This is a genomic window from Arthrobacter sp. T572, assembly GCF_056780115.1.
Genome location: NZ_JBRAZQ010000002.1, coordinates 97,313 through 119,026, shown reverse-complemented (window position 1 = coordinate 119,026; position 21,714 = coordinate 97,313). Strand labels below are relative to the sequence as shown.

22 protein-coding genes and 1 pseudogene are annotated in these 21,714 nt (G+C 66.4%); 7 read left to right on the top strand and 16 right to left on the bottom strand.

Annotated features, from left to right (window positions below; genetic code table 11):
• Positions 1-17: 17 nt before the first annotated feature.
• The gene (gene rfaE2, locus ACUYMZ_RS01675) at positions 18-1,535 is read right to left on the bottom strand and encodes a D-glycero-beta-D-manno-heptose 1-phosphate adenylyltransferase (protein WP_481601892.1); all 1,518 of its coding nucleotides are present in this window, start codon (positions 1,533-1,535) and stop codon (positions 18-20) included.
• 114 nt (positions 1,536-1,649) lie between these two features.
• Between rfaE2 and ACUYMZ_RS01670 the strand changes: the two genes are divergently transcribed.
• Complete coding sequence (locus ACUYMZ_RS01670) at positions 1,650-2,858, top strand: glycosyltransferase family 9 protein (protein ID WP_481601891.1); 1,209 nt, start codon at positions 1,650-1,652, stop codon at positions 2,856-2,858.
• On the opposite strand, the gene ACUYMZ_RS01665 is transcribed toward ACUYMZ_RS01670, so the two are convergent.
• From ACUYMZ_RS01665 to ACUYMZ_RS01635, 7 genes are read right to left on the bottom strand one after another with little or no spacing between them, the layout of a single operon-like run.
• A complete protein-coding gene (locus ACUYMZ_RS01665) occupies positions 2,827-3,522 on the bottom strand; it encodes an SDR family oxidoreductase (protein ID WP_442424616.1) in 696 nt (231 codons plus the stop codon). The genes ACUYMZ_RS01670 and ACUYMZ_RS01665 overlap by 32 nt on opposite strands.
• Positions 3,523-3,566: 44 nt before the next feature.
• Complete coding sequence (locus tag ACUYMZ_RS01660; RefSeq protein WP_481601890.1) at positions 3,567-5,015, bottom strand: PfkB family carbohydrate kinase; 1,449 nt, start codon at positions 5,013-5,015, stop codon at positions 3,567-3,569.
• The gene (locus ACUYMZ_RS01655; RefSeq protein WP_426007636.1) at positions 5,012-5,692 is read right to left on the bottom strand and encodes a D-sedoheptulose-7-phosphate isomerase; all 681 of its coding nucleotides are present in this window, start codon (positions 5,690-5,692) and stop codon (positions 5,012-5,014) included. The genes ACUYMZ_RS01660 and ACUYMZ_RS01655 overlap by 4 nt, the downstream gene beginning before the upstream one ends.
• A gap of 56 nt (positions 5,693-5,748) precedes the next feature.
• Positions 5,749-7,017 carry a glycosyltransferase gene (locus tag ACUYMZ_RS01650; protein WP_481601889.1) on the bottom strand — a complete coding sequence of 423 codons (1,269 nt, stop codon included), beginning with the start codon at positions 7,015-7,017 and terminating at the stop codon, positions 5,749-5,751.
• Positions 7,014-8,114 carry a glycosyltransferase gene (locus ACUYMZ_RS01645; RefSeq protein WP_481601888.1) on the bottom strand — a complete coding sequence of 367 codons (1,101 nt, stop codon included), beginning with the start codon at positions 8,112-8,114 and terminating at the stop codon, positions 7,014-7,016. The genes ACUYMZ_RS01650 and ACUYMZ_RS01645 overlap by 4 nt, the downstream gene beginning before the upstream one ends.
• Positions 8,111-9,199, bottom strand: coding sequence for a glycosyltransferase family 9 protein (locus ACUYMZ_RS01640; protein WP_481601887.1), 1,089 nt, complete (start codon positions 9,197-9,199; stop codon positions 8,111-8,113). Before ACUYMZ_RS01640 ends, ACUYMZ_RS01645 begins: the two co-directional genes overlap by 4 nt.
• Entirely contained in the window at positions 9,196-9,807 is a 612-nt protein-coding gene (locus ACUYMZ_RS01635; RefSeq protein WP_481601886.1) for a D-glycero-alpha-D-manno-heptose-1,7-bisphosphate 7-phosphatase, read from the bottom strand. The genes ACUYMZ_RS01640 and ACUYMZ_RS01635 overlap by 4 nt, the downstream gene beginning before the upstream one ends.
• A gap of 86 nt (positions 9,808-9,893) precedes the next feature.
• Here ACUYMZ_RS01635 and ACUYMZ_RS01630 point away from each other — a divergent pair, with 86 nt between their 5' ends.
• Entirely contained in the window at positions 9,894-10,862 is a 969-nt protein-coding gene (locus tag ACUYMZ_RS01630) for a glycosyltransferase family 9 protein (RefSeq protein ID WP_481601885.1), read from the top strand.
• Between the two features lie 33 nt (positions 10,863-10,895).
• Here the strand turns inward: ACUYMZ_RS01630 and ACUYMZ_RS01625 are convergent, their stop codons facing one another.
• Positions 10,896-11,666: a sigma-70 family RNA polymerase sigma factor gene (locus ACUYMZ_RS01625; RefSeq protein WP_426005137.1), complete on the bottom strand. Its 771-nt coding sequence runs from the start codon at positions 11,664-11,666 to the stop codon at positions 10,896-10,898.
• 142 nt (positions 11,667-11,808) lie between these two features.
• Here ACUYMZ_RS01625 and ACUYMZ_RS01620 point away from each other — a divergent pair, with 142 nt between their 5' ends.
• Together ACUYMZ_RS01620 and ACUYMZ_RS01615 are read left to right on the top strand one after the other, a co-directional pair.
• Complete coding sequence (locus tag ACUYMZ_RS01620; protein WP_481601884.1) at positions 11,809-12,552, top strand: ANTAR domain-containing protein; 744 nt, start codon at positions 11,809-11,811, stop codon at positions 12,550-12,552.
• A gap of 27 nt (positions 12,553-12,579) precedes the next feature.
• Positions 12,580-13,029 (top strand): SRPBCC family protein, encoded by a 450-nt coding sequence (locus ACUYMZ_RS01615; RefSeq protein ID WP_426005134.1) that lies wholly within the window; start codon positions 12,580-12,582, stop codon positions 13,027-13,029.
• A 6-nt stretch (positions 13,030-13,035) separates the two neighbouring features.
• On the opposite strand, the gene ACUYMZ_RS01610 is transcribed toward ACUYMZ_RS01615, so the two are convergent.
• The 4 genes from ACUYMZ_RS01610 to serS all read right to left on the bottom strand — a co-directional run bounded on the left by ACUYMZ_RS01610 (position 13,036) and on the right by serS (position 16,651).
• Entirely contained in the window at positions 13,036-13,431 is a 396-nt protein-coding gene (locus ACUYMZ_RS01610) for a DUF1761 domain-containing protein (protein ID WP_426005133.1), read from the bottom strand.
• Between the two features lie 89 nt (positions 13,432-13,520).
• Complete coding sequence (locus tag ACUYMZ_RS01605) at positions 13,521-14,363, bottom strand: DUF6597 domain-containing transcriptional factor (RefSeq protein ID WP_481601883.1); 843 nt, start codon at positions 14,361-14,363, stop codon at positions 13,521-13,523.
• Between the two features lie 18 nt (positions 14,364-14,381).
• Positions 14,382-15,227 carry an HAD family hydrolase gene (locus ACUYMZ_RS01600; protein WP_481601882.1) on the bottom strand — a complete coding sequence of 282 codons (846 nt, stop codon included), beginning with the start codon at positions 15,225-15,227 and terminating at the stop codon, positions 14,382-14,384.
• 137 nt (positions 15,228-15,364) lie between these two features.
• A complete protein-coding gene (gene serS, locus ACUYMZ_RS01595) occupies positions 15,365-16,651 on the bottom strand; it encodes a serine--tRNA ligase (protein WP_426005129.1) in 1,287 nt (428 codons plus the stop codon).
• Positions 16,652-16,706: 55 nt separating this feature from the next.
• Here serS and ACUYMZ_RS01590 point away from each other — a divergent pair, with 55 nt between their 5' ends.
• The gene (locus ACUYMZ_RS01590) at positions 16,707-17,768 is read left to right on the top strand and encodes a diacylglycerol/lipid kinase family protein (RefSeq protein WP_481601881.1); all 1,062 of its coding nucleotides are present in this window, start codon (positions 16,707-16,709) and stop codon (positions 17,766-17,768) included.
• On the opposite strand, the gene ACUYMZ_RS01585 is transcribed toward ACUYMZ_RS01590, so the two are convergent.
• The 3 genes and pseudogenes from ACUYMZ_RS01585 to ACUYMZ_RS01575 form a co-directional block, all read right to left on the bottom strand.
• Positions 17,765-17,995, bottom strand: a complete 231-nt coding sequence (locus tag ACUYMZ_RS01585) for a hypothetical protein (RefSeq protein ID WP_426005125.1) — start codon at positions 17,993-17,995, stop codon at positions 17,765-17,767. The two genes, ACUYMZ_RS01590 and ACUYMZ_RS01585, sit on opposite strands and share 4 nt — an antisense overlap.
• Before the next feature lie 108 nt (positions 17,996-18,103).
• A complete protein-coding gene (pheA, locus tag ACUYMZ_RS01580) occupies positions 18,104-19,036 on the bottom strand; it encodes a prephenate dehydratase (protein ID WP_481601880.1) in 933 nt (310 codons plus the stop codon).
• A gap of 26 nt (positions 19,037-19,062) precedes the next feature.
• Positions 19,063-19,389, bottom strand: a pseudogene (locus ACUYMZ_RS01575) (rhodanese-like domain-containing protein).
• A 140-nt stretch (positions 19,390-19,529) separates the two neighbouring features.
• Here ACUYMZ_RS01575 and ACUYMZ_RS01570 point away from each other — a divergent pair.
• Positions 19,530-20,273 (top strand): Type 1 glutamine amidotransferase-like domain-containing protein, encoded by a 744-nt coding sequence (locus ACUYMZ_RS01570; RefSeq protein WP_481601879.1) that lies wholly within the window; start codon positions 19,530-19,532, stop codon positions 20,271-20,273.
• Positions 20,266-21,678 carry an amidase gene (locus ACUYMZ_RS01565; RefSeq protein WP_481601878.1) on the top strand — a complete coding sequence of 471 codons (1,413 nt, stop codon included), beginning with the start codon at positions 20,266-20,268 and terminating at the stop codon, positions 21,676-21,678. Before ACUYMZ_RS01570 ends, ACUYMZ_RS01565 begins: the two co-directional genes overlap by 8 nt.
• Positions 21,679-21,714: the final 36 nt, after the last annotated feature.

The following is a 21,714-nucleotide window of genomic DNA, read 5'->3' as shown; positions in this document are numbered from 1 at the left end:
CCCCTTGAGGTTGGGACTTAGTCGGTGGGAGTGTCGCCCGTGGAGCGGATGCGTTCCAGGACGGCGGTGGTGGAGTGTTCGGGCACGTAGTCCAGGATGGTCACGGTGCCGCCGTATCGTTCCACGGCTTCCGTCTCCGCCAGCATTTCCGGCGTGTAGTCGCCGCCCTTGGCGTAGACGTCCGGCTCCAGCAGCTCAATCAGCGGGATCGGCGTCGGAGTGTCAAAGACGGTCACGTGGTCAACGCAGCTCAGCGCCGCGATTACTGCGGCACGGTCTGCCTCGTGGTTGACGGGTCGGTCGGGGCCCTTGAGCTTGCGGACGGAGGAGTCACTGTTGAGCGCCACCACCAGCACGTCGCCCAGTTGCTTGGCCTGGTTGAGGTACCGGGTGTGCCCGCGGTGCAGGACATCGAAACATCCATTGGTAAGGACGATTCTTTGGCCCTCCCGGCGGTGCGCCTCGATCTGCCGTGCAAGTTCATCTGCCGACAGGGCGGTATCCGCGAATCCGCCCAGGTGCCGGGCGAGTTCCTCCGTGCTGCACACGGAGGTGCCGGGCCGGTGGACCACTACGTCCGCGGCGGCCTGCGCGAGATCCACGCTGGTGGTCAGGGGCAGTCCCGCTGCCCGGGCCAGCGTCAGCGCCGCCACGAACGTATCGCCGGCACCGGATGCCTGCTTTTCGGCCTCGGGCCTGGCCCAGGTCCGGTGATGCGGGGGCAGGTTGCCGCTTTCGCCGGAGCGCAGGGTCAACGTGCCCTCCCTGTCGAGGGTAACGACGACGGCGGCGGCACCGGAGGCGCGAAGGAGCTGTTCCGCGTGGGCTTCCACAAAGGGGCACCGCGCGGCACCGCCGGGAAATTCCGCACCCAGGAGGGTGGCAGCTTCCATGGCATTGGGGGTGGTCAGGTCCGGGCGCAGTTCGGCCCAGCGGGCGGGATGGTGCGCATCCACCACCAGCAGGTTCCGCTGCTGCTCGGGACCAAGCGCGGCGAGCAACGCGGACCGGACCGGCCCGTCCAGGGTTCCGGCCTCGTAATCGCACAGGACCACGGCCTCCGCACCGGCCACTGCTGCGGGGATGGCACCTGCCAGCCCCCGGAGTCCGGCATCCGGCACCTCGGCCGCGGCGTCGTCCAAGCGCAGCATCACCTGCCCTCCACTGCTGACGCGGAACTTGGTGGTGGTGGTCATGTCAGGATGCGACACCACACCGGACACGTCCACTCCCGCGTCCGCCATCCGGTCCCTGAGCCGCTGGCCCGCATCGTCCTCCCCCACCAGGGAAACGAACCTGACCCGGGCGCCCAGCGCGGCAAGGTTCATGGCGGTATTGGCAGCCCCGCCAGGTGCGTACTCGCGGCGCTGCACCTGAACCACCGGCGCAGGAGCCTCGCGGCAAAAACGCTCGATCAGCCCCTCCCACCAGCCGTCCAGAATGGCATCGCCAATGACCGTGATGACGGGGCGTTCCTCGGCCAGGCGGCGGGGCAGCCACTCAGCCAAACCTTCTTGATTGGATAGGCGAACCATGGGGTACCTTCCGGTAGAGGCGGCATGTTCCTGTTCCCCTCAGGTACCCCGCGGTCCGGGCTTCACACGCCGCGCCGGAAGTTTTCCAGCACCCCCCCACGAAGGGAAATACTCATGGTCGTTCCCCCGCCTGCAGGCACCAACAACGGGATGCAAGCAGCCCGCCCGGCCGGATCCGCCCGCCGCGTGGGCCAGGGTGTTGGGCCGGTGCTGGAAAAGTTCACGGGAGTCGAACGGATCGCTGTTTTGCGGGGCGGCGGCCTGGGCGACCTGATCTACACCTACCCTGCGTTGTACGCCCTCAAGGCGGCCTACCCCACCGCTACCATCACACTCCTGGGCACACCGATCCACGCCGCCCTGGCTGCCGCCACGGATGGTCCCATAGATGCTGTGGAACTGCTCCCGTTCGCGGAGGGCGTGCGTGACGGTGGATCCGGAAATACCGACGAGGACGAGCAGGCCGTGGAGGATTTCTTCGCTTCCATGCGCGCCAGGAAGTTCGACCTTGCACTGCAGATGCATGGCGGGGGCAGGTACTCCAACCCCTTCCTCCTCAGGCTCGGCGCCCGGCATACCGCAGGCACCCGCACCAAGGACGCCCGGTTCCTCGAGCGGAACCTGGACTACGTCTACTACCAGAACGAACCCGACCGTTGGCTGGAGACAGCGGGCCTGGCCGGGGCGCCCACCATCATCCCGCCGTTGCTGCAGGCCCGGGACGAGCACCGCCGGAACACCGCAACCCTACGGAACCCGGACCGGGCCTCCCTCGTGGTGGTCCACCCGGGTGCCACCGATCCCAGAAGGCGATGGCCGGCGTCGTACTTCACCGGGGCCGTAGTGGGAATAGCGCTGGAAGGAGCACAGGTCCTGGTGGTCGGCGACCGCTCGGAGAAGGCCCTGGCCCAGGAAGTGGCGGAATGCGCCGCGGCCAAACTGCCGGCCGAACACCGTGACGCCGTCCGGTCCGTGGCCGGTGAGCTGGAGATCGGGGAGCTTGCAGCGCTCCTGGAGTCGGCCACGGTGATGCTGGCCAGCGACAGCGGCCCCCGCCACTTGGCCCAGGCCCTCGGCACGCCCACGGTGGGGATTTTCTGGGTCGGCAATGTCTTCAATGCAGGCGCCCGGGGTCGCAGCCAGCACCGCATCCACATGTCCTGGGTGACGGAGTGCCCCGTCTGCGGTGCTGACGTCACCCAGGTCGGCTGGACCGCACCGCACTGCGGCCACGACGACACCCTCATCAGGGGCATCGCCGTGGCCGACGTTGTTCAGGATGTGCTGGACCTTACGGCCACGAGCCTTCTTCTGCAGGAGTGATCAGAAGTTCGCGGACCTCGCTGCCGAAAGGCTGCGACAGCGCGAACACCACTGCCTGGGCCACATTTGCCGGATCGTTGAGCTTGGAGTCGTCCTGCGGCTTGTACTGTTCGTCACGGTCGTCGAAGAAGTGGGTCTTCATGCCGCCCGGGATGATGGTGGTCACGCCGATGACGCCGCCGGTTTCCGCGGCGAGCGCCCGGCTGAAGCCGATCACGCCGAACTTGGAGGCACAGTAGGCCGTGGCATCCGGCAGGGCCCTGAGGCCCAGGGTGGAGGCGATGGTGATTGCCCGGCCACGGGATTCCTTCAGGTACGGCAACGCGGCGCGGATGGTGGAAACGGTTCCCAGGAGGTTCACTCCGATGACTTTCTCCCACTCTTCCGCCGGGACGTCGCCCAGCTTGCCGCACCTGTCGATGCCCGCTGCCGTCACCACGCCGTCCAGGCCGCCCAGGCTTTCTGCGGCTTCCTTGACGGCGGCTTCCACGGATTCGCGGTTGGCCACATCCACCTCGAACGCCTTGGCGCCGGAGACGTTGCTGATGTTCCGGTCGAAGACCACCGGGGTGCCGCCGGCATTGCTGATGGCCTCCACGATTGCTGCGCCAAGGCCGGAGCCGCCTCCGGTAACGATGACGCGGCCAGGGGTTTGCGTGTTCATGCGGTTCCTTTCGTTGGTCGGTTCTCTGCAGGAGCAGGTTCTGTTCAGCCCACTTTGGCCAGGGCTGCCGCCAGGCCGCTGGTGGAGCGCGCCGGGTGGAAGGGCACTGTGACGCAACGCCCTCCCCAGCCCGCCACCAAGCGGGCTTCCGGCAAATCTTCGGGTTCGTAGTCGCCGCCCTTGACCCAGATGTCGGGCCGCAGGAGGTCGAGGCAGGCTTCCGGGGTGTCCTCGCCGAAGATCACCACGGCATCCACGCAGGACAATGCGAGCAGCAGTTCCGCCCGGTCTTCCTGGCTGACGATCGGCCGGTGCAGGCCCTTCAGCCGCCGGACGGACTCGTCCGAGTTCAGGCACACCACCAGGCAGTCCCCCATGCTGCGCGCCGCAGCCAGCGTGCGGGCATGCCCGGCATGCAGCAGGTCGAAGCATCCTCCGGTGGCTACCACCGTGCCGCCACTCCTGCGGACCGACGCAGCCAGTTGGATACCATCAGGCTCCAGCCCCATCGCATGGCCGCTGGGCAGGCCGAGGCCTTTGAGCTCGACGACGGCGCGCTCCCCATCGCCGGAGGGCCTCTTGCGCACTGCGGCAGGTGCGTCACCCACCGCGGCTACCAGGGCAGCTGCCCCGCCGGCTCCCAGGAATGCCGAGGCGTCCTCGACCGCGCGGGCGGCGGCCACGGGCAGTGCCAGACCGCGGCCGAGGTGCACGGCCAGGCTTCCGGCCAGCCGGTCCCCGGCGCCGCAGGGATCCGTGACCGAAGTTTTCGGCGCGGGTATCTCCACCGCATCGGCCGCAGCCTGGAGGAGCACGGCGCCTTCCTCGCCTCTGGTCACCAGTACTGCATCGCTCCGCCAGTGCTCCTGCAGGTGCCGCCCGGCCTCCATGGGACCGGCACCGGACGCGTCCAGTCCTGCCGCTCTGGCCACGGCCATTGCCTCGGAAAGGTTGGGAGTCACGACGGCGACACCGGGCACGGGCGCGGAACCGGACGGGTGGGGGTCCCACACCACCGGGACACGTCGCGCTGCTTCCGACAGTGCGGCGCGGATGTCCGGATTGGCGGTGATGCCCCGGCCGTAGTCGGCCACTACGATCGCGCCGGCAGATGCTATGGCCGCCACCATCTCCGGCGTACAGGCGGGGGTGGGGGCCGGCGCGCAGCCTTCATCGAAGCGCACCATCGGGTGTGATCCGATCCGCACCCGCGTCTTGGTGGGTGTCGGGGCAAGCGGCTCTCCGGCGAGCACGGTGATACCGGACAGGGCGCGCCTGAGGTGGCTTGCGCCGTCGTCGTCCGCTACCGCGGTGACCAGCGTGACATGGTTGCCGTCCCGCGAAAGGAGGGTAGCTACCAGGCCTGCTCCGCCTGCACGACGCCGGACGTCACCGACGTCCACCACCGGCACCGGCGCGTCGGGGCTGAGGCGGGAGGCGGTTCCGTTGATGTCCACGTCCAGGAGGACATCGCCCACGACTGTCACATTCATGACGATGCTCCAACGCTTGGTGAAGGCCCGCTGCCCGTGCGGCGGGCGACCTCGGCATCGAAGGCACGGCATACAGCGTGGACGGCGATGAGGTGGCCTTCCTGCGCGTTCGCGGCAATCGCGTCGACCATGATGGCTTCGTCGCAGGCTTCCGAGAGGGGGTTCGGTCCGGTGCCGGTGAGCGCCCACGTGGTGATGCCGCGTTCCTTGGCGGCACGTACTGCGTTCAGGAGATTGGGGCTGCGCCCACTGGTGGAGAGCAGGATAAGGACATCGCTGGCCCGGCCGTGCGCGCGGACCTGCCTGGCGAAGACTTCGTCGTATCCGTAGTCATTGGACAATGCGGTGACAGCCGATGACTCGGCGTGGAGCGAAATCGCGGAGAAGGGTGCGCGTTCTCCGTCGAAACGGCCCACGAGTTCGGCGGTGAGGTGCTGCGCTTCGGCGGCGGATCCGCCGTTTCCCGCTGCCAGCAGGCGCTGCCCGGCAAGGAGCCGATGGGCGAGCTCCGTCCCCCAGGCGGAGAGCCTGCCCGCCTGCGAGCGCAACGACTCGATCGCCGGGAGGACGTTGTCCAGATGCGTGGTGACTTCTTCGGTGCTGCCGGGGCCGCGAGGGTCCGGGGAACCTCCCCACCCGGCCGGTACGGTGTCCGGGATGGGCCTGCGGGCAGGCATGGGCTTGGCGGGTACGGGTTTGGCGGTCAGGGGCTTGATGGTCACGGGTTTGATAGTCACAGTGCCGTTCCTTCCAATGGTTCCAGGCCCTCACCGGCCTGCCGGGACAGACCGGCAGCCAGGACGGATCGGTATGCTTTTTCAGTGTCAGCGGCAATGCGGTCCCAGGAGTAGCGGGAGCGGGCGCGGCGCATGCCGGCCTTGCCCATGTCGGCCCGAGACGCGGGGTCGGCCAGGAGCTTGGCCAGGGCGTCGGCAATCGCTTCGGGGTTCCGTGGAGGGACATGCAGGCCGGTCTTCTGGTCCACCACTGTTTCACGGAGGCCACCCACCGCCGCTGCGACCACGGGAACACCGCAGGCCATGGCTTCCAGCGGCACGATGCCAAAGGGTTCGTACCACGGTGCGCACACCACGGCATCGGCGCTGCGGAAGATGCCGGGCATCGCGTCGCGGGGAACCTGGCCGCGCATGGTGACTTTGTCCTCGACGCCGAGTTCCTTGGTGAGTGCGCGCAGGCGCTGGGCCTCGGGATCTTCTTCCAGGGTGAGCGCATCCCCGGAACCGCCGACGATCAGGAGTTCCACGTCATCGAAGCCGGCTTCGGCCAGGAGGGGAAGCGCCTGAATAATAAGGTCCACGCCTTTGCGCGGCACCAACCGTCCAACACTGAGGATGCGGTGGGCCCTGGGTTTGGCCTCCGCCTGCTCCGTCCCTGGGAACAGGGTAAGGTCCACGCCGCAGGGTGCAATGGAGATCTTCGACCTGCTGATGCCCAGGGCCTTGAGTTCGAAAACCTCGTCCGGGCACGTGGCAATGACCCAGTCGGCGGTTCGGCCGACCCAGGGTTCGAGCCATTCGCGTGCCGGCGGGCTGGTGTCTGCTGCTCCCTGATGCCGCTTCTTGACGGCGCCCAGGGCATGGAAGGTCTGCACGACGGGGATTGCTGTGGCCGCGCCGGAGCGTCGGGCAGCCTGGATGGCGGCCAGCCCTGACATCCAGAAGTGTGCGTGGACGACGTCAGGTGTCTGGTTGCCCCAGTGGGCGCAGATGCCGTCGGCCAACTCCCCCATGAAGGGCAGGAGCTCGTCCTTGGGTATCCGGGCGGCCGGACCGGCGTCCACGTGGACCACGCTGAGTCCCGGGGCTACCTGCACCGTTGCAGGCAAGGAGGGATCGTCGCGCCGGGTATAGACGGTGACCTGGTGGCCGCGTCGGGCCAAACTGGAAGAGAGTGCCGCGACGTGGACGTTCTGCCCGCCGGCATCCACTCCTCCCAGCGCGGCCAGGGGGCTGGCGTGTTCGGAAACCATGGAGATCTTCATGGGTACGTCCTCTCTTTCTCATGGCTGACGGGCACCGTCCCGGGTTGCGGCCGGTGGTCCGTTCCGTGGTGCGGGTGGCCGGATTCCTGTGCCCGGCCGCCCCTTGGCTCCATGCCGGAATCGGCCACGAGATCGGCCAGGAGCCCGTCCCAGGCCTCCAGGAATTTGCCAAGCCCGTAGCGTTCCAAGGCGGCTTCACGTGCTATGAGGCCAACTGCGTGGGCCTCCTCCGGATCATCCAGGAGCCTGCGTGCGAAGGCGTGGAGCTCCTCCGGATTGTTGGAAACCATGCCGGCTCCCGGCGGTATGGCACGGGCGGCCTCCGTGGTGTCCAGGGCCAGGACGGGCATGCCCAGATGCATGGCTTCCAGCAAGGCAAGCCCCAAAGACGTCCAGCGGAGAGGATGCAGATAGACCCGGCAGCGTGCCAGTTCCTGGTGCATCCCGGCTGGCGGGACGTCCCCGGCAATCCTGAGCCGTTCTTCGCTGAGGCCATGGTTCTTCAGGTTCAAGGCCTGGGGCAGGGCCTCGGTTCCCATGCCGAAGACCCGCAACGGTCCAATGCCTGCAAACCCGGGAAGGAGGTCCGTCCCGGTCACCCGGCCCCGGCGGACGGGCTCGTTGACCACCACGCCCATTTCTTCACGTTCGCCGGTGTAGAGGTGGCCCGGGTCAGGGATGCCGTGCTCGATCACCACGGTAGGCGCAGATCCCGTGTCCCAGAACAACCGGTTGAAGTGGGTGACATGCACTACGGGAATGGAGTGCTGGTCGGCCATCGGATGCAGCGTAAAGGGAACATCGCCCTTGGGGGTGTTGTGTTCCAAATACACAGCCGGCAGGTCTGCGCCCGGTTTGCGCCCGAGGGTCCGCGCGACGGCGGCGATCTCCTCGGGCCGCTGCAGGACCACGGCGTCCACGCTGTCGGGGTCGATCGTGGCCAGGTCTACCTCCTTGGCAGCGGCCGGCCACTCACGGCCACCGCGCCCCAGGCCCCAAGGGCCGCCGTCGGGCTCAACCGGCAGAAGGTACTCGTGTCTGCCCCTGACAAATGCCTCCATCCATCCACCGTGGACATGCCACACCAGGATCCTCATGGTTTCCAGACCTTTCTTCGCGTGGCCAGTGACGACACTCCACCCAGGAGCCGCTCGACTGCTTCCAGCACTTGTTCGGGGGTTACGGAACTCAGGCAGGGGTGCCCTGGAACGGGGCAATGGCGTGCGCGCGTGTTCCGGCACGGTGCTTCCTGGTCGCCGAGCAGTTCCATCGGGACCCCGTACGGCGCCCACCTGATGGCCGGGACCACGGGAGCGAAGAGGCACACCACCGGAGTTCCCACCGCTGCAGCCAAGTGGGCGGGTCCGGTATTGCCCGTGACCACGACGGCGGCTCCCTCAAGGACCGCTGCAAGGGTGCGCAGGTTGGTCCTGCCACCCAGGTTCTGCGCCGAAGGCCCGGCCACGGTGGCCGTCAGTGACGTTTCGCCAGGTCCGCCCGTGACCACCACCCGGTGCCCATAGGCTTCCAGCAGTTCCACCGTGGCAGCGTGGTGCAGGGCCGGCCAGGCCCTCGCCGGGGCCGCGGCACCCGGGTGCACCACGATGTAAGGGCCTTCGTCGGCGAGTTGGTCCACCAGTTCGTCATCGTCAGGGGGCGGCTGGATGTGCAGTTTCCCGTCGTCGCCCTGCGGCAGTTCATAGCCGGCGGCACTGGCGATCCCGAGGGCCCGCACTACCTCCGGCTGGTCCTCGGGGAAGTCTTCTCCCGGCTTCAGCCGGACGTCCAGCAGCGAACCGGCGTAATCGGTGGACGCGCCGGTGATCTTCCCTACTCCCGCCAGACGCAGCATGAGTGCCAAGGGCAGGGGGGACTGGTGGAAGGACGTGAGGATCACGGCCTCCTCGATCCGTGAGCTGCGGACGAACTCAACCAGGCCCTGCGTCAGCTCTTCAGTGGCCGGCGGGGCGGGGTTCACGATCCACGGACACGGCCACGTGTGCACCTGGGTTACTCCGGGCAGCATCTCGGCTGCACCGGTTCCTTCAGGCCCGCACAGGAGGACAACCTCGTTGGGCGCGCTGCCATCCGGCCGCTTCCCGTTGGCTACCGCACGCACTGCCGGGCCGGAAAGGAGGACGTCGCCCATGCTGTCCAGCCGGGCCACCAGGACGCGGCTCATGCAGGCACATCCTCGACGGCGGCCCGCCCGGGTTCGGCGGCCGGCCCCGGTTCCGCGGCCGGCAGCGGCGGGGCTTCCTCCACCGGGGCCAGCAACAGTTCGATGGCGTGCCACAGGTCCTGTGCCACCAGGGGCGCCGCATCGATCTCTTCTTCGCGGGTCACGTCCGTGGGGATCAGGACAGCACGTGCGCCGGCAGCGGTGGCGGCCTGCATGTCGGCACCGATGTCCCCAACATATGCGGCCTCCGAAGGGCGGATGCCCAAGGCACGGCAGGCACTGAGGATCATTCCCGGCGCCGGTTTGCGGCATCCACAGCCGTCCCCCGGTCCGTGCGGGCACACTTCCCATACATCGAATGGCCCCAACAGCTGGTCCACCCGCTGGTTTACGGCTTCTACCTGCCCGATCGTCAACAGGCCACGAGCGACGCCCGACTGGTTGCTCACTACCCCTGTCGCCAGGCCTGCCCTGCGGACTTTTTCCAAGGCCGGGCGGGCACTGTCCATGGGCCGCACCAGTTGCGGGTCGCCGTTGTATGGCACATCAACGACGAGCGTTCCATCGCGGTCAAACAGGACCGCTTTCAACGTTCCGGTTCCTCCCATACCCGCAACGTTCCCCAGTTCTCCAAGCGCTAAACAGCGGCGGGATGATAAGTTTCCTGCCGATAGACTCCTGGCGGGAGGACTCAGTGAACACCATCGAAAACAACAAACAGCCGGTACTGCTCGCCCTGCGCGCGCTGAAACTAGGGGACCTGCTGGTTGCGGTTCCGGCCCTGCGCGGACTTCGCAAGGCCTACCCGGACCACCGGATCCTGTACGCGGCGCCGGCCTGGATCGCCGAAGCCCTGGAGTTGGTGGGTGGCATCGACCACCTGCCCACGCCGGGGCTGGACGACCCCTTGACCATGGCCCCGGGCACCGTTGACGTTGCGGTGAACCTGCATGGAAACGGCCCCGAAAGCCGCCGTCGGATTGACGAACTCCAGGCCCGGCGCGTGATCGCGCACCAGTCGCCGGCCTTGGACGGGCTGCCTGCACTGGAGGGGCCGGAGTGGGTTACGGGCCGTCACGAACGCGAGCGCTGGACCCGGCTCCTGGCCTGGCACGGTATCGACGCCGACCCGCTCGACTTCCGGCTCAACAAACCCGGCGTCCCTTCACCCCGTCCGGGCGCGACCGTCATCCATGTGGGCGCCGCCTACGGAAGCAGGCTCTGGCCGATCGAGCGGTTCGCGGACGTGGCCGTGGAGCTTGCGGCCGCCGGCCACAACGTGGTGCTCACAGGCGGGACATCGGAACGGGATCGCGCGGAAGCCACCGCCGCTTTGGCCAAGCTCAAGGGAGTAGACCTCGACGGCGGCGTGCTGGCCGGGCAGCAAGGGCTCGCCGCCTTTGCGGCCACCATCGCGGAGGCGCGGCTGGTGGTCTCGGCCGATACCGGAGCGGCGCACCTCGCGTCGGCCTACGGACGCCCGTCGGTCGTGCTGTTCGGGCCCGCTCCTGCCGAGGAATGGGGTCCGCCGCCCGGGCCGCACAAGGTGCTTACCGCCGTCGGGCTCCGACGCGGTGACGTCTTTGCTCCGGATCCTGACCCCGCGCTCCTTGCCGTGGGTGTCCGCGACGTACTGGAGGCCGTGGACTCGCTGGAGCCCTGAGCAGCCGCAGCGGCGCAGCCCTCCGGGTGCCCCTTAGGGAGCCGTCCCTGTCTGGCTGTGTACTTCCTCGTCCAGGAGCTGGGTCTGGAGTGCCACCAGGATCTTGGACAGCTTGCGGGAAACCTGCATCTGCGACATCCCCAGGGCGTCGGCGATGGTGGACTGGGTTTCCTCGCGGTAGTACCGCCGGTAGAGCAAGTGACGGTCTTCGGCGCTGAGGCTGCGGATGGCGTTCCGCAACGCCAGCACATCCTCCAGCCGCTCGGTCGGGCAGCCCTGCGCTGACAGGGAGCCCTGAAGTCCGTCGCGTCCCTCGCCCGCGGGAGCGTCCAGCGAATCGGGGCGTTTGCTGGTACCTGCCATAAGGGCTTCGCGCACCTGGCATGGTTCCAGCTTCAGGTCCTCGGCCACTTCCTCGGGCGAGGGTGTCCGCTGCAGCGCCTGGGTCATTTCCTCGGTGCGGGCCAATACCTGCCGGCGCACGTCCTGGATGGGGCGGGGCGGACGGACCACCCAGCAGTGATCGCGAAGATACCTTTTAACCTCACCGGCAATCGTCGGGGCGGCATAGGCGGGGAAGCTCACCCCTTTGGCTTCGTCGTAGCCGCGCGCGGCCTTGATGAGGCCCATGTACGCAACCTGCCTGACGTCGTCGAGGTCGTGGGTATGCGCGGAATAGCGCGCGGCGATGGACTTGGCCAGGTTCAGGTGGTCCAGGACGAGGCCGTCCTGGAAGCTCTGTCTAATGGTGCTTTCCGGGGCGTTGGCCCGGTTTGTGTACTGCAAGGGTCGGGCTTGTCGCATGTGGCTTCAATCCTTTGACCTGTTGGTAAGGGTGAGCCCACGGCAAGACTCCTTAAAAAGAGAAGCACACTTACTATTAGCTTTCAACGGGTGTACAGGACTAGGCTCGAAGAGTAGCCTCGTCCAGGGATCGGAGATCCAGATGGAAGACCCACAACTGACCCAAGAGTCCCCGCCGGTGGCCACGGACGTGCAGGACCTGCTCCTGGACAACCCCGAGGTCGGGGCGTTCCTCACCGAGCTTGCACGCCATTCGTCGGCAATGTTCAGCTCGCCTGCCGGTGAAGTTTTTTGCGGCCTGACCCTGCTGCGGCACCGCGAAGCCGCCACCGCCGCAAGCAGCGGTGAACGCGCGCTGCAACTCGACGAGCTTCAGTACCAGTTCGACGACGGTCCTTGCCTCACTGCCGCACGCGAAGGGACGCTGGTCCACATCACGGACCTGGAAAACGACGCCACCTGGCCCGAGTACAGCGAAGTAGCGATCCGGCAAGGGATACGTTCCGTCCTCGCCGTACCGTTTCCCTTGCCGGAAGACGGCGCCAAGGCAGGACTTAACCTCTACTCCGAACGACCGCACGCCTTCGACCAGACCGCCGTCCAACGTGCCACGGACTATGTCCAACAGGCATCCAAGGGACTCAGGCTGGCCATCATGATCGCCCGGCACAGCCAAACCGCCAGCAACCTGAAGGCGGCAATGGCGTCACGGACGGTCATTGACGTGGCCACCGGCATCATCATCGCGCAGAACCATTGCACCCAGGCAGAGGCCGTAGAGCTCATCAAGCGCGCCTCCAGCAACAGGAACATCAAGCTCCGCGAAGTCGCGCAGGCCATCGTCAACTCGGCCGGTGGCGGGCCCGTGGAAACGCACTTCAGCTAGGCACTACCAAGGCGAGGTACACACGCCATGCAAACGATTACCAAGGCCGTGGAACTCGAGGTTCCCGTTACGGTCGCCTATAACCAGTGGACCCAGTTCGAGACCTTTCCGCAGTTCATGACGGGGGTCGAGAGTGTCCGCCAAATCGATGACACTACCCTGCACTTCGCCACCAAGGTGGGCGGCGTAAAACGTGAATACGACGCCCGCATCACCCAGCAGGTACCTGACCAGGTGATCAGCTGGGAAAGCCTCGACGAGCCCCGCAATGCAGGGACCGTCCGGTTCGATAATCTGGGCCCGGAACACTGCGGCGTCAGCGTCACCCTGGAATGGGAGCCCGAAGGATTCCTCGAGAAAGCCGGCGCCGCGCTTTCGGCGGATGAAATGCAGGTGGCCGCGGACCTGGAAAAGTTCAAGGACTTCATCGAGGACCGGGGCCGCGAAACCGGGGCGTGGCGCGGACGGGTGGGCTGACTCCCCCTACGCCTGCAGGGCACCGATGATGGCGCCCATGGCCGTGAAAGTAACCACGTTGTAGCTGCCGTTGATGGCGAACAGCACAGGACTGCGCCGTTCAAACAGGTAATTGACGCCAAGGGCAGCAGCCACCCAGCCGATACCTGCAGCGAGGCCCGCGAACGTTCCGAATGCTGCCCCTCCCCGGCCGATGAAGGCCGCCAGGAAAACGGCCATGACCACCGCCAGGATGAACGACCCCGCGAACACCCGCACCGTTCCGGACCTCAGCTGCTCGTCGGTGACACCGGCGGCCCTCTGCCAGGGTTTGGCAAACAGCACGGAATACCACAGTCCGCCCACCACAAAGGTCGCCAACGCTGCCAGCACCACCGCCAGCCAGTTGATGTAGACGTCCACGCCTGCCCCTTTCACCTGCTGTCCTGTACTTGGGTGGACAGTACGGCGCACTGGCATGCTGCGTCTTGTAAAAAATCCCCATGCCCCGCTCAGACGGCCGGAACGCTCTCCATCGGCACGAACGTGGCGTACTCGGGACCATATCCCTGCACCACACGCAGGTACTCGGTGGGGGTGAAGCCGCTGAACCGCCGGAAGGTACGAATCAGATGTGGCTGGTCGTAGTAATCGGCCAACTGGAGGAGTTCACTGCCGGGTGCGGCGCCTTGGGGCAGGGCGGTAGCCTGGTTCACGAACCTGTAGAAACGGCAGACGTCGGAGTACGCCTTCGCCGTCACCCCACAGTCCCGCGCCATGATGCGTTCCAGCGTCGACCAGCTGATGCCCGCATCCCGGGCAAGCGCAGCAATCTCCATGTCACGCCCGGCCAGGGTTTCCGTGACCCGCACCGTCCTTGCATCGGCCCGGTACCCCCGCCTCAGCCTGCTCCGAAGGAAATCAGCGAGCGCTGAAAAGGCCTGGTCCGGGGACGCTTCCTCCAGCCGGGTTTGAAGCTGCGTGAACCCTGGAAAGAGGTCTTCCGCATCCACCACGCGGCCTTGGACCTCCGACGGCGGAAGCCCGGTAAAGGCAGGCAGGCCGAAAGGGGCCAGGCGTACCCCGACGTTGAACAACCGGTCCGGGTTCTCACTGATCAGGTAACTGCGCTGGAGCCCGGCATAGAATCCTGCTGCTACAGCCGTGGACGTGGCAGGTCCAGCGTCCACCGCAGGGGTAATCAGGCGGTACGGAGCGGACAAATTGAGGATCAGGTGCGCGGAAGGGCCCGGAAGGATCTTTTCGTACCGCGCCTGGGGCTGGGCCCGGATGAACCAAAAATGCGTGGCGAACGGCTGCAGATCCTCTGGTGCCGCGGCCTCCTGATACAGCACGGAGGACGTGAGTGGCTCTTACAGCAGGCCGCGCAGCACCAGGGCTGCGCCGTCGTCGAACACTGACGCGGTGACTTCATCCGCCACGGCGAGCACTTCCTCCGGCGCCTGTCCCATGGCCACACCGCGGCCGGCCCACGTGAGCATCTCGATGTCATTGCGGCCGTCGCCGATCGCCAATGTGTTGTCCGGGTCCGTGCCCAACTGAAGGCGCAGGGCCTCCAGTGCGCTTGCCTTGGTGACCCCCTCCGCCGCGATGTCCAGCCAGGCCGTCCAGCCCACCGAATACGTGACACCGGACAGGCCGATGTGGTGGATGGCTGCGTTGAACTCCTCGGAGGTGTTCTCGCTGCTGAAAACCACCACGCGCACCGCAACGGAATCCAGCATGGTCTGGAAGTCCACGCCGATGGATTCAACGCCGAAGCTGGCGTCCTGGAAGCGTTCGGTGGACAGGAAGTTGCCCTCTTCATCTTCCAGCGCGTACTTGGCATTGGGCAGCCGTTCGCGGAGCGCCTTCAACGCAGGAGCGGGATCGAACGTGGCCTTGTGAATGATCTCGTAGCCGGTGTCCAACGCGGGGTCCAGGCGAAGCGTCACCCCGCCGTTGCAGCACACGGCGTACCCGCGGTCCAGGCCGATCTGTTCGATGATCGGGAGGGTCGCGTTGAGGGAACGTCCCGTGGCGATCATGACGTCGTGGCCACTGGCGACCACAGCCTGGGCAGCTTCCCGGACTGCCGGCGACATGTGGCCGTCGTGGTCCACCAGCGTGCCGTCAACGTCCAGGGCGATCATGAGCTTTTGGTTGGTATTTGGCTGGTCATCGATGCCAGCAACTGTATTCTCAGTCAAAATAGTCATGGTTCCAGTAGAGCAGACACCCCGGACACGGCACTAGGACCGGGACCACAGCAGCGGCTGAACGGTGGGTGAACACTCCCCCCAACTGACTGGCAGCAGTGGTTGTTCTGAGAGCTCAGAACAACCACTACTGCCAGCTACTTGGACAGGACGGGAAGGACTTCCAGGCCGCCAAGGTACTTCTGCAGCGCCTTCGGTACGTTGACCGAGCCGTCCGGGTTCTGGTGGTGCTCCAGGAGGGCCACGATCCAGCGGGTGGTGGCAAGCGTGCCGTTCAGGGTGGCCACGGCGCGGGTTCCCTTGGCAACGCCTTCCTCGTTCACCACGCGTTCGCGGATGTTGAGGCGGCGGGCCTGGAACGTGGTGCAGTTGGACGTTGAGGTCAGCTCGCGGTACGCATTCTGCGTGGGAACCCAAGCTTCACAGTCGAACTTGCGGGCCGCGGACATGCCCAGGTCACCGGCCGCGGTGTCGATCACGCGGTACGGAAGCTCGCACTTGGCCAGCATTTCCTCTTCCCACGCCAGCAGGCGCTCGTGCTCGGCGGCGGCTTCCTCAACGGTGGTGTAGATGAACATCTCCACCTTGTTGAACTGGTGCACGCGGATGATGCCGCGGGTGTCCTTGCCGTGCGAACCGGCCTCGCGGCGGTAGCAGGAGCTCTGGCCGGCGTAGCGGATGGGGCCCGCAGAGAGGTCCAGGATCTCGTCCGCGTGGTAGCCGGCGAGGGCCACCTCCGAGGTTCCCACAAGGTAAAGGTCGTCTTCAGCAAGACGGTAGATCTCGGCGTCGTGCTTTACATCAAAGCCGGTGCCCTGCATGGTCTCCGGACGCACCAAAGTGGGCGTGATCATGGGGATGAAACCCGCCTCGATGGCCTGGTCCATGGCCATCTGCAGGAGCGCCATCTCCAAGCGCGCGCCAACCCCGCGCAGGAAGTAGAAGCGTGCGCCGGAAACCTTGGCGCCGCGCTCCATGTCAATCGCGCCAATCAGTTCGCCGATCTCCAGGTGGTCCTTCGGCTCAAAGTCTGTAAATTCACGCGGCGAGCCCACGGTCTTGACCACCACGTAGTCGTCCTCGCCGCCCTCGGGCACGCCGTCCACCACCAGGTTGGGGATGATGCGGAGCAGTTCCTCCTGCTTGGCCTGCGCCGCGTCCGCCTCAGCCGAGGCAGCCTTCACCGAGTTGGCCAGTTCCTTGACCTCGGCCAGCAGGGCCTGCTTCTCCTCGCCCTTGGCCTGGGCAACCTTCTTGCCAAAGGCGTTCTGCTCCGCCCGCAGGGTCTCGTAGCGGATCAGGGCCGCACGGCGGTCGGAGTCAGCGGAGATGATCGCGTCCACAACGGACTCGTCGGCGCCACGGGCGCGCTGGCTGGCACGGAACTTGTCCGGGTTTTCGCTGAGGTCTTTTACGTCGATCACCACACAAGAGTATCGAATCGGACGTGCCCTCCCAGGACGATAGTGTTGGATCACCATGAGCGACTGGATCCTGTACGTGATTCTCGCTGGGGGCGTGGTCTTTGCCGTCTCCAGTTGGTGGGGTGTGCGCCGGTTGAGGGCCCGGCACATCAGGAGCGCGGTGCGGGAGGACACCCACAAGCCGGATCCCGGCTACCAGAAGGTCGCCGTGATCCTCAATCCCATCAAGAACAACGCCGAAGAAGCCCGGCAAGGCATCATCGACGCCTGCGAGCTTGCCGGCTGGGACCCGCCCAGGTTCTTCGAAACCACGGTCGATGACCCCGGCTACGGTCAGTCACGGGAGGCCATGGAGTACGGGGCCGACGTCGTTCTTGCGTGCGGGGGCGACGGCACAGTACGCGTGGTGGCTGAGTCGCTGGCAAATACGGGGGTCGCGATGGGCCTGGTGCCGCTGGGCACCGGCAACCTGCTGGCCCGGAATGTCGAGCTGGACGTCAACGACGTCGCCGACTGTATCCAGATCGCGTTGTTCGGGCACCAACGGTACATCGACACCGCCACCATGGCCCTGGACAACAGCATCACGGGCGAATCCTCCGAGCACACCTTCCTGGTGATCGCCGGCATGGGCCTGGACGCGGAAGTCGTGGGCGACACCAAGGAAGACCTCAAGAAAACCGTGGGATGGCTCGCCTATACGGAGGCCGGCGTCCGCCACCTGCCAGGCCGCCGCAAGCGGGTGACCATCACCATGGACGACGAACCCGAACAGACCCGGAAGATCCGCAGCGTCCTGTTCGCCAACTGCGGCCTGATTCCGGGCGGCATCGACTTCATTCCGGAAGCGATGCTGGACGACGGCATGCTGGATATCGTGGTCATGAGTCCACGCAGCGCGTTGGGGTGGCTTGCCATGTACGCCAAGGTCCTGTTCAAGCACAAGGTGAACCTGCCGGTCATGAACTTCTACCGTTCCGGGAAGGTCACCATCCGCAGCCAGGAACCCATGGCCACACAGCTCGACGGCGATCCCTCGGGTGAGGCGACCAAGGTCACCGTCCAGGTGCGGCCGGGTTCATTGTTGGTTCGCGTCCCCAAGGCCGAAACCGCCTAGACAGCGCCCTTGTCCGGCTGCGCTGCAGTCTCTTCGGCAGCTTCGGTTGCTGCTTTCGCGGCGGCGCGAGCCTCTGCCTGTTCGCGGATCATGGCTTGTTCTTCTTCAAAACGGAGCCGATCCGCGCGGTCGGCTTCGTCACCGTCCCAGTCGTCCTTGTTGTCACCGGAGGGCTTGGGATTCACAATCATGCCCTGGCCGTCTTGGTCATCGCGATGTGCTGTCATGACCGCTCCCTTCGTTTGGGCATTCATCCATCGTTTGTGGATCAAGCAAGCATACGCACACTTGGTGGCTCGCGAAAGGGGTTGAAGCGTCAAGGAAATACGGCAGTTTCAGCCCTTGAGGATCGACTCCACCCAGGCATGCGCGGCAGCAAACGAGGCATCGGACGTGTGCGGCGCCACGACCGCCGCCTGCTGGTCAGCCCGGGCGTAGGACCCCAGGAAACGCGTGCCCGGGCTGATTCTGTGGAGACCTGCCAGCGCGTCCGCGACGCGGGAATCCGCGGCATGCCCGTCCGCGTCGATGCTGAAGAAGTAGTGCCCCAGGTACTGGCCGGTGGGGCGGGATTCGATCCGGCTCAGGTTGACTCCGCGGGAGGCGAACTGGTCCAGGATTTCCATGAGGGCACCCGGGTGGTCTTCGGGCAGGGGTACCACCACGGTGGTTTTGTCCGCACCGGTTCGCTCGGGCAACGTGCCGGGTTTGCTGACCAGGATGAACCGCGTGACCGCATCCGGGTTGTCGCCGATGTTTTCTGCCAGCACCCTCAGCCCGGGCTGCGATGCTGCCACCAGGGGGGCGCAGATTGCGGCGTCGTAAGGGGCTCCGTCCTCCAACAGGCCCATGGCTGCAGCCGCGGTCGAGGATCCGGGGACGTAGTCGGCTTGCGGAAGATGCCCGTCGACCCACAGGCGGCATTGCGCCCAGGCGTGGCCGTGCGTGGAGATCCGCTTGATGTGGGAAATTTCGACGCCGGGCCTCGCCACGAGGACGAACGTGATGGGTACCAGCGCCTCCCGGATGATGCGGAGCTCCGGGCCTGAAGCAATGGCGTCCAGCGTTGCGGTGACACCGCCTTCGACGGAATTTTCGATGGGCACCATCGCCGCGTCGGCCTCGCCGGACCGCACCTTGTCCAGGGCGGTGTTCACGTTGGTGCAGGGCACGCGCGAAGCCTCGGCTGCTCCGGGCACCTGCATAAGGGCAGCCTCGGTGAACGTCCCTTCCGGGCCCAGGAATGTATAGGTATGGGGCAACGGCATGAATATTCCTTGCTGGTTATAAACGCCTAAAGGACGACCGGTTTGAGCCCGTTGTCCGAGACCATGGGACGCCCGGACTCGAGCCACATGTCCATGCCGCCGGCCACGTTGACGGCGGAGTATCCCTGTCACACGAGCCACTGCACCACGCGGAAGGAGCGTCCCCCGGTGCGGCAGATGACGAACAGGTCGTCGTCCGGATCCAGTTCTTCCAAGCGCGCGGGAAGCTGGTCCATGGGAATGTGCACGGCGCCTTCGGCATGCCCGGCAACCCATTCGTAGTCTTCGCGCACGTCCAGGATGCTGGCGTTGTCCGGGATGTCTCCCACCGGCACTGTTTCGAAGTCGCTCATGGTGTCCTTCCTTCGATTTAAGTCACCATCAAGCCTAGTCCCCCGGACATGCGGCGGCAGCGTCGCTTGCGTGGCGCCGTCGTGGCACTAAGACTGGGACGCGTAGCTCTTCCCCAAACCGGCACTTGAGGAGTAGGACCATGGCGGCTGGACAGCCCACCATTCTGGCAACATCGGGCGGGTACAAGCAGGGAAACCGCACCAGGGTCGAGTTCAACCACCTCATGCATTACGCCGTGGAACTCTCCGGTGTGACAGGGCGGGCACCGCGGGTGACCCACTTGGGCACCGCGTCAGGGGATCAACGTTGGTGGGCTGCGGAAATGGACCAGGCCGCCCGGATTGCAGGCTTCGATTTCAGCCACCTGAACCTCTTCACCATGCCCAACGTGGAGGACCCCGAGGCCCACCTCATGGAGCAGGACGTGGTGTGGGTCAATGGCGGATCGGTGGTGAACCTTTTGGCGGTGTGGCGCGCCCACGGACTGGAGGCGATCCTCAAGCGTGTCTGGGAAAGCGGGGTGGTGCTGGCCGGCGTCTCGGCGGGCTCCATCTGCTGGTTCCAGGGTGGGGTCACGGATTCGTTCGGTCCTGACCTCAAGCCCGTCACGAATGCGCTGGGCTTCCTGCCTTACGCCAACGGCGTCCACTACGACTCGGAACTCCGCCGCCGGCCCACCGTCCACAAACTGGTGGCCAACGGAACGCTGGGCGAGGCCCACTGCACGGACGACGGCGTGGGCCTGGTTTACCGGGGCACCGACCTCGCGGAGGTGGTGTCCGAGGCGAAGGACAAGGCCGCGTACCGCGTTACGGCAGGAGCAGGCGAGAGCGTGGATGCAATCGCCGTGGAGGAACGGCTGGAGCCCCGCTTCCTTGGCTGATACGTCCGGAATCGCCGGGCTCAGCGCGGTTCGCCTCCGGGATGCCCTGGCCAAGGGCGAACTGTCGGCGCGGGAGACCACTGAACACTTCCTGTCGGTAATTGAGCAGCGGAACAGGCACCTGGGTGCCTTCATCACGGTGACAGCGGAGCAGGCGCTGACGGACGCAACTGCAGCGGACCAACTCCACGCAGGCGGCGGACCACTCCCCCTGCTTCACGCCATGCCAGTGGCCTTCAAGGACCTTACGGACGTGGCGGGCGTGCCCACGACCCACGGCAGCGCCGCCCTGGAGCACAAGCCTGCGCCGGAAGATAGTGCCTTGGCCGCCACGTTGAAGGAGCAGGGCACCATCCCGCTGGGCAAGACCCAGGTGCCGGAGTTCGGGCTCACCGCGTACAGCGAAAACCGCATCGCACCGCCGTCGCGCAATCCGTATTCCCCGGGCCGAAGCTCCGGCGGCTCATCCGGCGGGAGTGCTGCCGCGGTGGCCGCGGGGATGGTCCCGTTCGCGCCGGGGACGGACGGCGGCGGCTCCATCCGCATCCCGGCCGGGGCCTGCGGACTGGTGGGGCTGAAGCCCGGTCGGGGCGTGGTCCCGTCCGGAGCCGGCGCGGGAGATGCTGAACGGCTGGTGGTCGCCGGACCGCTGGCAAAGACCGCAGCGGATGCCGCGCTGCTGATGGATGCGCTGGTCCCGCCGCAGGACAAGCCCGACGGCGGCTACCTCGCCAACGTCGGCCGCACGCCCTCGGGCCTGCGCGTGGGCGTGAGCCTGGACAGCCCGTGGGCAGGCGTGTATCCGTTCAGGATCGGGCAGGAAGCCCACGACGCCCTGGCCGTCGGCATCAAGCTGTTGGAAGGCGCCGGCCATAGTGTGTCCGAGGCGGAGATCCGCTACGACAACCGCTATCCCCAGGCGTTCACTGCGGCGTGGACTGCCGGCGTCGGGGGAGCTCGGATAGCACCCCAGCGGGAAGCGCTGCTGACCCCGCTCACCCGGACGTTCCGGCGTCGTGCACAACAGCGCAGTGCCGCCAAGGTCAGCGAGGCCCTGAAGTTCCTGCGGCAATTCGAGCATGACACCGTGGCGCAGTACGCCCGCTGGGACATGATCCTGATGCCGTCCCTGGCGCAGACGCCGCGGCCCATCGGCTGGTTCACTGGCGGCGGGCACAGCACGGAGCAGTGGCCGGGCGAGTGGGCCGGAGACGCGGATGAGGACTACAAGCGGCAGTGCGAGTACGCACCGTGGAGTTCCATGGTGAACGTATGCGGACTGCCTGCCATCAGCATCCCGGTGCACACCACGGAGACCGGACTGCCCATGGGCATCCAGCTGATCGGGCGAACGGGATCTGAACTGCAGCTTCTCCAGGTCGCTGCCTCACTTGAAGCCCTCTGAAGTACGCGTCTAGCATATGGAAGCTGGTTGCCACGG